The organism is Polaromonas sp. (assembly GCF_039932935.1).
In the GTDB taxonomy this organism is placed as follows: domain Bacteria; phylum Pseudomonadota; class Gammaproteobacteria; order Burkholderiales; family Burkholderiaceae_C; genus Polaromonas.
This window is the reverse complement of the sequence record NZ_JBDTPB010000010.1, coordinates 1-13,673: the sequence shown is the minus strand read 5'-3', so window position 1 is coordinate 13,673 and position 13,673 is coordinate 1. Positions and strand designations below refer to the sequence as shown.

The window sequence follows — 13,673 nt, the reverse complement described above, 5'->3', positions numbered from 1 at the left end:
AGCCGGGCAGCGAATCCGGGTTCGGGCCGACGTCGGTGGCGCCCTGCACGTTGTCATGGCCGCGGAAAATATTGGCGCCGCCGCCGGCCACGCCGATGTTGCCCAGCGCCAGCTGCAGGATGCAGGAGGCGCGCACGACGGCGTTGCCGGTCGTGTGCTGCGTCTGGCCCATGCACCAGACGATGGTGCTGGGACGGTTCTGGCTCATCATGGTGGCCACCTTGAGCGTGGTGGCCTCGTCAACGCCGCAAGCCTCCAGCACCTTGTCGGGTGTCCACTTGGCCATCACGTCGGCCTTGACCTTGTCCATGCCGTAGACACGGTCGTTGATGTACTTCTTGTCTTCCCAGCCGTTCTTGAAGATGTGATACAGCACACCAAAGAGGAACGGAATGTCGGAGCCGGAGCGGATGCGGACGTACTCGTCGGCTTTGGCCGCCGTGCGGGTAAAGCGTGGGTCGACCACGATCATCTTGCAACCCGCCTCCTTGGAGTGCAGCATGTGCAACAGGCTGACGGGGTGGGCCTCAGCGGCATTGGAGCCGATGTACAACGCGCACTTGCTGTTTTGCATGTCGTTGTACGAATTGGTCATGGCGCCGTAGCCCCAGGTGTTGGCAACACCGGCCACCGTGGTCGAGTGGCAGATGCGGGCCTGGTGGTCGCAGTTGTTGCTTCCCCAGAAGCTCACGAACTTGCGCATCAGGTAGGCCTGCTCGTTGTTGTGCTTGGACGACCCCACCCAGTACACCGAATCAGGCCCACTCTCCTTGCGCAGCTCCAGCAGCCTGGCGCTGATTTCATTGAGTGCCGTGTCCCAGCTGATTCGCTCGTACTTGCCGTTGACCAGCTTCATCGGGTAGCGCAGGCGGTATTCGCCATGGCCGTGTTCACGCAGCGCGGCACCCTTGGCGCAATGGGCACCCAGGTTGATGGGGGAGTCGAACACCGGCTCCTGGCGGACCCAGACGCCGTTCTCCACCACCGCATCGACCGCACAGCCGACAGAGCAATGGCTGCATACGGTGCGTTTGATCTCAATTTTTCCGGTGCCGTCGCCAGCGCCCGGTGTGGCGGCCTTGGCTTTTTTGACCAGCGTCAGCTGCGTGGCTGCCAAACCGACGCCGACCCCCAGTCCGGAGCGGCGCAGGAAAGCGCGGCGGTCCATGGTGGGCAGCGCGTTGGACAGGCCCCGCGACAGGCTTTGTACAAAGCGCGCGGATCCGGTGCGGTGCACAGGATGGACATCAGAAGATTTTTTCGTGAGCAGCATGAAGCTCTCCGTAGAAGGTGAAATCGGGCCGGGGTATAAGCCGGGACTACTTAGATGCGGGTGGTCTTGTAGTAGCGCTTGACATGCTCTGAGAGGCTGTAGCCGCCGCCTTTTTCAGGCGCGGGCTTGGGCTCTGGCAGCGCTGCTTGCTGCAGCGCCGGTGCGCCCGGCAGGGCCACGATGGCCGCGGCTGCAGCGCCGGTGGCGGCTGCACCGAAAAAGAATCCCCTGCGTGAGGGTTTTGGCTGGCTGTCCTGCATGGTGATCTCCAGGGGGAAGGCTTGCTGGCTATGTAACCGTTTGCATAGTACTGTAAGGCAGAGATGCGCGCGCCACAATGGTTAACGCCCCTCAACGACGGAGTCTAGGGAAAACGATAGGCCATCTTATTCTGAGCACGGCGTGTTCAGCATATTGGGCCTGCCCAATGCTGTCGCAATTTGAGAAAAAGTGTTTCTTGCACGACACGGGGCGCTCAGGCCAGCATGTCAAAACCCTGCGCCTCGACGCTGATGAAGGTCTGCGTGAAGGCCGCCAACGTCGCATAAAACCGGGCCTTGGGATGTGCGGTGATGGTCTCGCACATCAGGGGCACCCAAGGCTGCACATGCCGCGCAAAAAATTCGCGCTGGCGCGTGAGGTTGGCGACTTCCACATCGTCACCGGCGATCAGGTAACGCATGACCTCGCACAGGTAGGCCACATGGTCTTCGGTCTCGGGCATGGACTCGTCACGCGTCAAACCCAGCGCGGCAATATCGGTGCGCAAGGCGGCCAATGGCTTTTCATTGAGGAAGCCGCTCAAGTAATGAGAACCAAAGAGGTACACCTCAGGCTTGCCCACGCCGCCAAAAAGCGCGTCATGCTCACGGGTGACGTCGGCCAGGCTTTGCGCGCGGGCGGCAGCCACAAGTTCGCTCCACGAACTTTCAAGCAGGCCACCGGCGGCGGGCGCTTCTGTCACCGCAATGCGGAGGTTTTCATACAGCTCCGGGGACGGCGCCGCGTAGTAAAGCGCGGCCAGCACCCCATAGACTTCGGCCCGCGCGGTTTCTTCGTCCAGGGTGGAGGCGGTGAGTTGGGCTTGCGTCATGGTGCGTCTGAAAGTTTGTTGCTCACCGGATGTCGGTGATCTTGAGTTCGTTTTCGGCAGAGTAGATATCGATGACCCGGCAGTCACCGCACATCTTGAGGCGGTCGGCGGCCGCGCCCTGGAACATTGCATGGCCTGCGAGCTTGCCCAGCATCGACTCGATAGCCTTGAGTGTGCCGAAGGGCTTGCTGCAGCGTATGCACTGATAAGGCTGGCTTTCGTTGAGCACGCGTGCCTCTTTGCGCAGCGGTGTGAGCAGCAGGCGCGGCTGCAGCGTGATGGCGTCTTCTGGGCAGGTGGTGGCGCACAGGCCGCACTGCACGCAGTTCTTCTCGATGAACTTGAGCTGGGGGCGGTCGGGGTTGTCTTGCAGAGCGCTGGCGGGGCAGGCGCTCACGCAGCTCAGGCACAGGGTGCAGGTGTCGGCGTTGACGGTCAGGCTGCCGAAGGGCGAGCCCTTGACCGGCAGCGCGATGGCTTCGGGCAAGGCGGCCGGCGCCTGGCTCATGAGGTGGTCGAGCGCCATGTCGAGCGTGCTGCGCTTTTCCTGCGCCACGGCAAAACGCGCCGCGGCGGCAGGCACGGCAGGGCGGCTGCGCGCCAGTGTCTGCAAGCTGGCATCAAGCCCGGCAATGGCGTCGGCGCCCTCCCCGGCCTGCACCAGGTGAAAGTGAACGCCCGCGTAGCCCAGGCCATTGAGCAGGGTTTGTGCCACGCGCATCTGATCGGCAAGGCCCTCGAGGTAGGCCGGCGCTTCTTCTCGCGTCACCAATACCGCCACCTGTGACGCGCCGAAGGCGATAGCGCTGAGCCACAGGTCCAGGCCCATGCTGGCCGTGTGCCACAGCCCCTGGGGAATCACATTGGCCGGTACGCCTCGCACGGTTTTTTGTAGCCGCGCGGCGCGGCCCAAAGCCTCGACGGCGTGCTGGCCGCCTTCTTGACTGTGGAACAGCAGCACCGGCTGGGTACCGCCGGCTTTGGCATATGCCGACAGCAGGGTCTTGATGCGAACGCCCTGTTCACTGGCGCGCGGATAAGCGTAAGTGAGCGCGCCCGTCGGACACACCGTGGTGCAGGCGCCGCAGCCCACACACAGGTTCGGATTGACGACGATCTGCTGGCGCTCTTTCTGGCTGCTGACGGCGCCTGCCGAGCAGATGTCGATGCAGGCGTTGCAACCCACGGTTTCATTGCGGCTGTGGGCGCAGAGCTTTTGTTTGTAGGCAAAAAATTTGGGTTTTTCAAATTCACCCACCATGTCGCGCAGCTTGACCACTGTGGCCAGCAAACCGGGCGACGCAAGGCCCGCGGAGGCATTCAGCGCAAAGTAGCCTTGCGGCGGCGCATGCAGCGCGACCAGGGGCTTGGCCCCAAGGTCCAGCACCAGGTCAAACGCTTCGGTGAGTGTTTGCGGCGCGCGGCTGAAATCAATCGCGCCAGCCACCTTGCACACGGCCACGCAGTCGCGGTGGGATGTGCACTTGGCGGCATCGACCTGGTAGCTGAGGTCGATGGCGCCCTCGGGGCAAACAGCCACGCAGGCGTTGCAACGCGTACAAAGGTCCAGGTCAATCGGGTTGGTTTTGTCCCACGTCGCTTCAAACGCACCCAGCCAGCCTTTAAGAGCGAGCCTCTCGCCGCCGATGACAGGGTATTTGCGCTCCTGCGAAGGAAAGCCGGACTGCGCCTGCGGTGAAACGCCCTGCGCAAAGATCGTGACGTCCAGCGTGTCGGCCACCAGTGCGGCCACTTGTTCGGCTTGATCAAGCGCGCCGACGATGAGCAGGCGTCCGGCGCTTTTGTAAGTGACCGTGGTGACCGGCTCGGCATCCGGCAGGTGCGCCGCGGCCAGCAGCGCTGCGATTTTCGGTGTGGCGCTTGCAGCATCTTGGCTCCAGCCGCCCGTCTCGCGGATATTGACGAACTTCACCACCGAGGTGACGCCCTGGGTCTGCTCTCCCACTTCGGCAAAGAGCCGCTTCTCCTGGGTGCATGCCACAACGACATCGTCGCCGGACTGCGCGGCCTTCTGAAAGGCCCCCACCTCGCGGCGGCACAGCGCTGAATGCAGCGTCAGGGTTTCATTGAGTGCCGCGCCTAGAGCCTGGGGCTGGAGCGGCATGGTCTGGTTGCAGTCGCAAATCAGTGTGGGCATGGTCTTCTTGGCTGGCACCGGCCGGCTGGGGCTGGAATTGGCTGGTAGATAAAGCGCCTGGCGTTTGCGATGGGGCTATGTCGGGATTTTCATAGGACTGTGCCACGGTTTGGACCGTGGGGTTATTGGCGCTTTCCCGTGGCGGGTTGGCCAGGTCGTCTTGCGGCCCGGTGATTGGCCCATGAGCTTCGCCCTTTGCTTCCTTTTTGATTTCCCCTTTTACTTCGCCTTGCGTGTCTTTCTCTTTGTTTTCTTTGTCCTCTTCATCATCAAAGAGATTGAGAAACTTCGCGCTGACCATCTGGCGCAGCATCGATTCGGGAATGGGGTCTGACTTGGAATAGTCGTCGATGTAAATATCCAGCCCGTCCATCACATTGAAATGCGGGTCGGCAAAGAGTTGTTTCATCGCCGCGTTGCGAACGTCGGGGGTCACGTCGCCAGCCATGAAAGGCTTGAAGTCGGAATCCTTGGTGAGCAGCTTGGCGTCGGCCAGCGTGAGTGCTTTTTTCTCCGCTGCATCTTCCAGCGGTTTGTGTAGCGGCTCTCGTGGCGCCTGGCCCTGCGCGGCTGGCGCAACAGGCCCGGTAGCGTCCGATGCAGGCGGTGCGGCGACCAGCGTTTTCTCCACCGGCTCATCCAGCGGTTTCCCCTGTGTGATGTCGACCTTGCGCCGGGACCATCGCCCCAGAAAACCTGTCGGCTCGTCAGCCATGCTGGCCTCCGCCGGTTTTCTTTTCTGTGCTCACCCGCGCCGGATTGCCAAAGCGATCAGTCAGGGTCTTGAAGCTTTGGGGGCGTTGCCGGCGCTTGACCTCCGGCACGTAATGCTGGTCGACAAACTGCTGCAGCCACTGCACGACTTGCGACGGCGCCGGCACCTGCTCTACTGTTTCCTGGGCGTCCAGCCAGCGGCCGGCATCGTGATAGCTCAGGGTAACGATTTGCGGCACAGCAACCGGTTCATCGGCCAGCACGGCTTCTTCTTCCATGCGCCAGAGCACCCAGAAGCAGGGCTGCGTGGTGCTGGCGTTGAGGTAGTAGCCTTCGCCATCGTCGGTGAACAGTTCGACTTTGAAGCCGGGGTGCAGCCAGCGCTCTTCGCGCTCGTCTTTCAGCAAGAGGCGTGGCGTGGCACCAAAACCCTCTTCCTGCGGCACGATCTCGTCCAGCGACCAGCGCCAGGGCTGCCAGCGGTTGTCGATGCGCTCACGGCGCATGACGACGGCCACCGCCGTACACGGCCGCAGCAGCGTGGCGTCTGTTTCAGGGGACTGCAGCAGGAAATCCGACATGCCCGCAGTGTACGGCGGGCAAATGGGGCACTCGCAATAACCCCAATAACCCTAAGAATCCTCTAAGCCAGGAGGGAGCGGTGCTCCAGCGCGGCGCGGCGCACAACCTCGCTGATCCCGTCGCCGCCACTGCCCTCTATCAGCTCCAGCAGTGCCTTGCGCATCCGCGGGTCCCAGAATTTCTTGAGGTGCATGGCCAATTCCTGCAGGGCTTCGGCGCGGTCAGGCATGGTTTCAAAGAAAGCGCCGATCTGGTTGACCATGCGTATCAGGTTGTCGTTGTTCATACGATGTACTCCAGGTTGACACGCTCCTTGTGGCTGTACACGGAAAGATCTTCCCCGCGCACAAAACCCAGGAGCGCCACGCCGGCGGTTTGCGCCACATCAATCGCAAGGCCGGTCACGCCCGACACGGCGGCCAGCAGCGTCACGCTGGCCATCGCAGTCTTGTGCACCATCTCGTAGCTGGCGCGGCTGGTGACGACGATGAAACCTTCGTTGGCATTCACACGGCGGCGCTGCAGCGCACCGATGAGTTTGTCCAGCGCGTTGTGCCTGCCGACGTCTTCACGCAGCACGACGATGTCGCCGTCCGCATTGCACCACGCAGCCGCATGCGTGGCGCCCGTGGCGCTGAGCAGCAATTGCTGCTCACGCAGGTTGATCAGCGCGCGGGTGATGGCGCTGGCCTCAAACTCCGCGCTGCCGTGCAGGCGCGGCGGCAAGCGCACGGCATGCGCCAGGCTTTCGGTGCCGCACAGGCCACAGCCGGTGCGGCCCGTCATGCTGCGGCGGCGGTCTTTTAACCGCGCAAAGCACGATGCAGCGATGGTCAGGTGAAGTGTTTCCCCCTGTTCGCTGCTGGTCTGGTCGATGTCATGAATCTGGGTGTAATCGTCCACGATGCCTTCGGTGACCGAAAAGCCGAAGGCAAAGTCTTCCAGATCTGAGGGGCTGGCCAGCATCACGGCATGCGAAATGCCGTTGTACTCCAGCGCCACAGGCACCTCTTCGGCCACCCAGTCGGACCGGTCAAACGCACGATGCGCCCGCACCCCCGTCACAGGGGCTTCACGGCAACCTTCAACCACCTGCATGAGTTGCCTCCGCTGCAGAGCTACCCGCCGGTTGTGACGCCGCATCGAGCAGCTGCAGCTGCTGCTTGTTGAAGCGCGAGTAGGATTTTTGCCATTCGGACGGCTGCGCCACCGGCAAGACCTGCACCGCCGTAACCTTGTACTCCGGGCAATTGGTGGCCCAGTCGGAGCTGTCAGTCGTGATGACGTTGGCCCCCGACTCCGGAAAGTGGAAAGTGGTGTAGACCACGCCGGGCTGCATGCGCTCGGTGACCACCGCGCGCAGCACGGTTTGCCCTGCACGGCTTTCAATGCCCACCCAGTCGTCGGCCTTGATGCCGCGGTCTTCCGCGTCGTGCGGATGAATTTCCAGCCGGTCTTCGCTGTGCCACTGGTTGTTGTCGGTGCGGCGTGTCTGGGCGCCGACGTTGTACTGCGACAGGATGCGGCCGGTCGTCAGCAGCAGCGGGAATTTTCGGGTGACTTTTTCGTCGGTGGCCACGTACTGGGTGATGATGAAGCGGCCCTTGCCGCGCACAAAACCATCCTTGTGCATGAACTCGGTGCCGAGCTCCGCCGTGTCTTCATTGCAGGGCCACTGCACGCTGCCGTGCTTTTCGATCTTGGCAAAGGTCACGCCGCGGAAGGTCGGCGTCAGCGCCGCGATCTCGGCCATGATGTCGCGCGGATGCACGTAGCTCATCGGGTAGCCCAGCGCATTCGAAAGCTTGACGGTCACTTCCCAGTCGGCCAGGCCCGCCTTGGGCGGCATGACCTTGCGCACACGCGAGATGCGGCGCTCGGCATTGGTGAAGGTGCCGTCTTTTTCCAGGAAGGAAGAGCCCGGCAGGAACACGTGCGCGTACTTGGCGGTTTCGTTCAGGAAGATGTCTTGCACCACGATGCACTCCATCGACGTGAGCGCCTTGGCCACGTGCTGGGTGTCGGGGTCCGACTGCACGATGTCTTCGCCCTGGCAATACAAGCCCAGGAAGCTGCCGGCCACTGCCGCGTCAAACATGTTGGGAATGCGCAGGCCGGGTTCGGCATTGAGCGCCACGCCCCAGGCTGTTTCGAATTCAGCACGCACCGTGCTGTCTGACACATGGCGGTAGCCCGGCAACTCGTGCGGGAAAGAGCCCATGTCGCACGCGCCCTGCACATTGTTCTGGCCGCGCAGCGGGTTCACACCCACGCCTTCGCGGCCCACATTGCCGGTGGCCATGGCCAGGTTGGCAATGCCCATGACCATGGTCGAGCCCTGTGCGTGTTCTGTGACGCCCAGGCCGTAGTAAATGGCAGCATTGCCGCCCGTGGCGTACAGGCGGGCCGCCGCGCGAACATCTGCCGCCGGCACGCCGGTGACAGCCTCCATCGCTTCGGGTGAATTCTCCGGGCGGGCCACGAACTCGCGCCATTCGCGGAAGGACTTTTCATCACAGCGCTCGGCGATGTAGTCGCCGGCCAGCAGGCCTTCCGTCACCACCACGTGGGCCAGCGAGGAGATCATGGCCACGTTGGTGCCGGGCCTCAGCTGCAAGTGGAATTCAGCCTCCACGTGCGGCGAGCGCACGATGTCGATCTGGCGCGGGTCAACCACGATCAGGCGTGCGCCTTCACGCAGGCGCTTTTTCATGCGCGAGGCAAACACCGGGTGGCCGTCAGTCGGGTTCGCGCCGATGATCAGGATGACGTCGGCCTTTTCAACCGATTTGAAGGTTTGCGTGCCGGCGGACGTGCCGTAGGTCTGGCTCAGGCCGTAACCTGTGGGTGAGTGGCAGACGCGAGCGCAGGTGTCGACGTTGTTATTGCCGAAGGCCGCGCGCACCAGCTTTTGCACCAGGTAGGTTTCTTCGTTGGTGCAGCGTGATGAGGTGATGCCGCCAATAGAGTCTTTGCCGTGTTTGGCCTGGATGCGGCGGAACTCGCCGGCAGCGTAGTTGATGGCTTCGTCCCAGCTCACTTCCAGCCATGGGTCGCTAATGTTCTTGCGAATCATGGGCTTGGTGATGCGGTCTTTGTGGGTGGCGTAGCCCCAGGCAAACCGGCCCTTCACACAGGCGTGGCCTTCGTTGGCCTTGCCGTCTTTCCACGGCACCATGCGCACGACTTCATTGCCCTTCATCTCGGCTTTAAAGGCGCAGCCCACGCCGCAATAGGCGCAGGTGGTGATCTTGTTGTGCTCGGGCTGGCCCAGCATGATCACAGTTTTTTCCTGCAGCGTGGCGGTGGGGCAGGCTTCAACGCAGGCGCCGCAACTCACGCATTCGGATTCCATGAAGGGCTGGTCTTGCCCCGGCGACACGCGTGACTCAAAGCCGCGGCCGCTGATGGTCAGCGCAAAGGTGCCCTGGGTTTCTTCGCAGGCGCGCACACAGCGGTTGCACACGATACATTTGGACGCGTCGTAGCTGAAGTAGGGGTTGGAGTTGTCGATCGCCGGCTTGCTCTCGTTGCGGAAATGGTTGGCGCCTTCCATGCCGTAGCGCACTTCGCGCAGCCCCGTCACACCGGCCATGTCCTGCAGCTCGCAGTTGCCGTTGGCCGAGCAGGTCAGGCAGTCCAGCGGGTGGTCGGAGATGTACAGCTCCATCACACCTTTGCGCAGTTCCTGCAGGCGGGGCGACTGGGTGCGCACCTTCATGCCGGCTTCAGCCGGGGTAGTGCAGGAGGCCGGGAAGCCTTTACGCCCGTCAACTTCGACCATGCACAGGCGGCAGGAGCCGAACGGCTCCAGGCTGTCGGTGGCGCACAGCTTGGGCACCTGGATGCCGGCGTCTACCGCCGCGCGCATGAGCGAAGTGCCTGCGGGAACCGTGACGAGTTCGCCGTCGATCTCCAGCGTGACTTCCTGGGCGGACTCGCGTTTGGGAGTGCCGTAATCGGTTTCTTTGAGGTGTTCGAGCATGAGAGTCTCCTGTCCGTCTTGTTGTGGGGTGCTGCCGCCGTTAGCGGATCAAGCGGCTTTGCGGTCTGGCACAGTCATGCCGAAGTCTTGCGGGTAGTGGTCGAGTGCCGAGAGCACCGGGAAAGGCGTCATGCCGCCCATGGCGCAGAGCGATCCGTGCACCATGGTGTCGCAGAGGTCGCGCAGCAGCTTGATCTGCTGCGGACGCTGCTCGCTCGCGCCGTTGGCGATGCGGTCAATCACTTCTACGCCGCGTGTGGAGCCGATACGGCAGGGCGTGCATTTTCCGCAGGACTCGATCGCGCAAAACTCCATCGCGTAACGCGCCAGGCTGGCCATGTCGGCCGTGTCGTCATGCACCACGATGCCGCCGTGGCCCACCACCGCGCCGACCGCCGCATAGGCTTCGTAGTCAAGCGGAATGTCCCATTGCGATTCAGGTACATAGGCGCCCAGCGGGCCGCCTACCTGCACCGCCTTGATGGGACGGCCCGATGCCGAGCCGCCGCCGTAGTCGTACATCAGCTCACGCAAAGTCACGCCAAAGGCTTTTTCCACCAGCCCGCCAAACTTGATGTTGCCTGCCAGCTGAATGGGCAAGGTGCCCCTTGAGCGGCCCACGCCGTAGTCTTTGTAAAACGTTGCGCCGCGCGACAGGATGATGGGCACGGAGGCAAACGTGATCACGTTGTTGATCACGCTCGGTTTGCCGAACAGGCCCTGGATGGCGGGAATGGGCGGCTTGGCCCGCACGATGCCGCGTTTGCCCTCAATGCTTTCCAGCATGGCGGTTTCTTCGCCGCACACATACGCACCCGCCGCTTTGCGCACATGCAGGTGAAAACTGTGGCCCGAGCCCAAAATGTTGTCGCCCAGAAAACCACCCGCCTCGGCCACGGTGATGGCCTTACGCATGGTTTCCACCGCATGGGGGTATTCGGAGCGGATGTAGATGTAGCCTTGCGTTGCCCCGGTGGAAACTGCGGCAATCGTCATGCCTTCGATCAACATGAGGGGGTCGCCCTCCATGGTCATGCGGTCGGAGTAGGTGCCTGAATCACCCTCATCCGCATTGCAAACCACATATTTTTGCGTGGCTTTGAGGCCCGCCACGGTTTTCCATTTGATGCCGGCCGGAAATGCCGCGCCGCCGCGGCCGCGCAGGCCGGCGTCCAGCACCTGCTGCACCACTTCCGTGGCTTGAAGCGCCAGGGCGCGGCGCAAGCCGGCATAGCCTTCGTGCGCCTGGTAGTCGGCCAGAGAGATCGGGTCCGTCACGCCCATGCGCGCAAAGGTCAGGCGCTCCTGCCTTTTCAGGTACGGAATCTCCTCGGTGAGGCCCAACTGCAACACATGGACGCCGCCCACCTGAAAACCGGCGTCGAAAAGGCCGGCCACGTCTTCAACCTCAACCGGACCGTAGGCGATGCGGCCCGCACCGGTCACGACTTCCACCATGGGCTCCAGCCAGAACAGGCCGCGTGAGCCATTGCGGACCAGCTCAATGTCGATGCCGCGCTTTGCAGCCTCGGCGGCGATGGCCGCAGCCACCTCGTCAGCGCCCACCGCCAGAGCGGCGGAATCGCGGGGCACGTAAATTTTGAGGCTCATGCGGCGCTCCCGGCTTGCGCGACCAGGCGGTCGAATTTTTCAATGCCGACGCGGGCATGGACCTTGTCGTCCAGCGTCATCGCGGGAGACTGTGCGCACAGGCCCAGACAATAGACGGGCTCGACCGTGAATGCGCCGTCCTGGGTGACGCCGTGGCCGTCGCTGCCAAGGCGTGTGCAGGCATGCGACCAGAGTGCATCTGAACCCATGGCTTTGCAGCTCTCGGCACGGCAGATCTGCACCACATGCCGGCCAGGCGGCTCAGATCGGAAGTAGTGGTAGTAGGTCACCACGCCATGCACTTCAGCCCTGGACAGGTTCAGGGCATCAGCGATGGGCGGGACGGCTTCGGACGGGATGTAGCCGAGCGCGTCCTGAATGCCGTGCAATATCGGCATCAAGGCGCCGGGCATATGCCTGGTCGACGCAATGGCGCGTTCGACGGCCTGGCTTGCAACTTCATTCATCGTGTGGACCTTTGTCTCTGTCTGTGCACAAAGTATGTGCAAGGCAGGGGGCTCACGTCCAATTGAATCGGGACACCGCCCCATTCAAGGATTGAATGTATGCAAACGCTTGCCTAGGTTGGGCGGCTCTCCGGATGGGCGCTGTAATCGGCTGCATGACGCAGCCAGGCAGGCTCCGCAGCCAGCGCCATGGCCGCTTCCAGCGTGCGGGAGGGCCGGTCGCTGGCCTGCATCATGAAGCCGACCGGCGTTTCCACGTCGGGGGTCAGGGGCAAGGCCTCCAGTTCGCGGTAACCCTGTACGGCGCAGACCAGCGCGCCGGCCAGAACACTGCAGACCTCGCCGACGACGACAGTCAGGGCGAGCGTCAGCATCGAGTTGGTTTCCATCACCGGCTTGACCGTGACGCCGGCGGCGGCAAAAGCGCTATCCACCCGCGTGCGGCTGTGCATGTCGGGCGTCAACAGACACAGCGGAAGTTTGGCCGCGTCCGCCCAAGTCATGGGCGAGCCGAAGCGCAAGCTGTCAGGACTGGGTTTGGCAGCGCGGCGCACCAGAAAATAACGCTCGGTGTACTGCGGCAGTGTGGTCAACCGCGTATTGCGCGCGCTGAGGCGTTCGGTATAGCCCAGCGCCATGTCCAGAGAAAGATTCTCCAGACGGGTTTCAATGTCGTGCGAATTCAGGGACAGCACCACCGGCGTGATGCCCGGATGCCGGGCATGCAGCATGGCCGCAAAACGCGCGGCAATGGAGACGGCTGTGGGAACAACACCAATCGTGAGATGGCCGTGCGGGCTGTCTGCGGAACTGTCGAGCTGCTGCTTCAGAATTTCGCGCTCATGCAGCATGCGCCGGGCGCTGGCAAGAACACGTTCACCTTCCGCCGTGAAGCCGACGAATGCGCGCCCGCGCACCACGATGGCGGCGCCGAACTCGTCTTCCAGTGCGCGCAAGGCGTTGGACAAAGCCGGCTGGGTGATATTGCAGGCCTGCGCTGCGCGGCCGAAGTGCTTGTGCTCGTCAAGCGCCGCCAGGTAACGCAGTGAGGCCAGCAGATTCATGGCTTTGACAACCTGAGATGGTTTTCAGGTGTTCTTGGAGATCGTGATGGTCGGGAACTTGGCGGAGAAGTCTTTCGCCTTCGCGGCCACGGTGATCGCCATCTTGCGCGCCACGGCCTTGTAGATGCCGGCGACTTCGCCGTCGGGGTCTGCCACCACGGTGGGCCGGCCGTTGTCGGCTTGCAGCCGAATCTGGATGTCCAGCGGCAAAGCGCCCAGGTAGTCCATCTTGTAGTCGTCCGCCATTTTTTTGCCACCGCCTTCGCCAAAGATGTGCTCGGCATGGCCGCAGTTGCTGCAGATATGCACCGCCATGTTTTCGACGATGCCCAGGATGGGCACGCCCACCTTTTCAAACATCTTGATGCCTTTTTTGGCGTCCAGCAACGCGATGTCTTGCGGCGTGGTGACGATGACGGCGCCTGTCATGGGCACGCGCTGGCTCAGCGTGAGCTGGATGTCGCCGGTGCCGGGCGGCATGTCGACGATGAGGTAGTCCAGGTCTTTCCAGTTGGTCTGGCGCAGCAGCTGCTCCAGCGCCTGGGTGGCCATGGGGCCGCGCCAGATCATGGCTTCGTCCTGCGCGACCAGGAAGCCGATGGACATCACCTGGATGCCGTAGTTTTCCATCGGCTCCATGTTCTTGCCGTCCACGCTTTCGGGCCGGCCTTCGATGCCCATCATCATGGGCTGGCTGGGGCCGTAGATGTCGGCGTCGAGCAGGCC

Annotated in this window: 13 protein-coding genes; all 13 read right to left on the bottom strand. The window is 62.9% G+C overall.

The genetic code is table 11. The features are described 5' to 3' along the window. Positions 1-1,273, bottom strand: a 1,273-nt coding sequence (locus ABI546_RS01880; RefSeq protein WP_348043545.1) for a molybdopterin-dependent oxidoreductase, incomplete at its 3' end; no start/stop codon positions are given. A 50-nt stretch (positions 1,274-1,323) separates the two neighbouring features. After that, positions 1,324-1,533 (bottom strand): formate dehydrogenase, encoded by a 210-nt coding sequence (locus tag ABI546_RS01875; RefSeq protein WP_348043543.1) that lies wholly within the window; start codon positions 1,531-1,533, stop codon positions 1,324-1,326. A gap of 215 nt (positions 1,534-1,748) precedes the next feature. Next, the gene (locus tag ABI546_RS01870; RefSeq protein ID WP_348043541.1) at positions 1,749-2,366 is read right to left on the bottom strand and encodes a molecular chaperone TorD family protein; all 618 of its coding nucleotides are present in this window, start codon (positions 2,364-2,366) and stop codon (positions 1,749-1,751) included. A gap of 22 nt (positions 2,367-2,388) precedes the next feature. Next, a complete protein-coding gene (locus ABI546_RS01865) occupies positions 2,389-4,524 on the bottom strand; it encodes a 4Fe-4S binding protein (RefSeq protein ID WP_348043539.1) in 2,136 nt (711 codons plus the stop codon). Continuing rightward, positions 4,451-5,239 carry a DUF3306 domain-containing protein gene (locus tag ABI546_RS01860; protein ID WP_348043537.1) on the bottom strand — a complete coding sequence of 263 codons (789 nt, stop codon included), beginning with the start codon at positions 5,237-5,239 and terminating at the stop codon, positions 4,451-4,453. The genes ABI546_RS01865 and ABI546_RS01860 overlap by 74 nt, the downstream gene beginning before the upstream one ends. Then, a complete protein-coding gene (locus tag ABI546_RS01855; protein WP_348043547.1) occupies positions 5,232-5,744 on the bottom strand; it encodes a DUF3305 domain-containing protein in 513 nt (170 codons plus the stop codon). Before ABI546_RS01855 ends, ABI546_RS01860 begins: the two co-directional genes overlap by 8 nt. 137 nt (positions 5,745-5,881) lie before the next feature. Beyond that, positions 5,882-6,106, bottom strand: a complete 225-nt coding sequence (locus tag ABI546_RS01850; protein ID WP_348043535.1) for a formate dehydrogenase subunit delta — start codon at positions 6,104-6,106, stop codon at positions 5,882-5,884. After that, a complete protein-coding gene (fdhD, locus tag ABI546_RS01845) occupies positions 6,103-6,918 on the bottom strand; it encodes a formate dehydrogenase accessory sulfurtransferase FdhD (protein ID WP_348043533.1) in 816 nt (271 codons plus the stop codon). Before fdhD ends, ABI546_RS01850 begins: the two co-directional genes overlap by 4 nt. Further along, positions 6,905-9,805: a formate dehydrogenase subunit alpha gene (fdhF, locus tag ABI546_RS01840; RefSeq protein WP_348043531.1), complete on the bottom strand. Its 2,901-nt coding sequence runs from the start codon at positions 9,803-9,805 to the stop codon at positions 6,905-6,907. The genes fdhD and fdhF overlap by 14 nt, the downstream gene beginning before the upstream one ends. A 48-nt stretch (positions 9,806-9,853) precedes the next feature. After that, a complete protein-coding gene (locus ABI546_RS01835; protein ID WP_348043529.1) occupies positions 9,854-11,416 on the bottom strand; it encodes an NADH-ubiquinone oxidoreductase-F iron-sulfur binding region domain-containing protein in 1,563 nt (520 codons plus the stop codon). After that, a complete protein-coding gene (locus ABI546_RS01830; protein ID WP_348043527.1) occupies positions 11,413-11,883 on the bottom strand; it encodes a formate dehydrogenase subunit gamma in 471 nt (156 codons plus the stop codon). Before ABI546_RS01830 ends, ABI546_RS01835 begins: the two co-directional genes overlap by 4 nt. A gap of 113 nt (positions 11,884-11,996) precedes the next feature. Further along, entirely contained in the window at positions 11,997-12,947 is a 951-nt protein-coding gene (locus ABI546_RS01825) for a LysR substrate-binding domain-containing protein (RefSeq protein WP_348043525.1), read from the bottom strand. Positions 12,948-12,971: 24 nt separating this feature from the next. Further along, the coding region (locus tag ABI546_RS01820) for an Mrp/NBP35 family ATP-binding protein (protein WP_348043523.1) at positions 12,972-13,673 on the bottom strand (702 nt) is incomplete at its 5' end.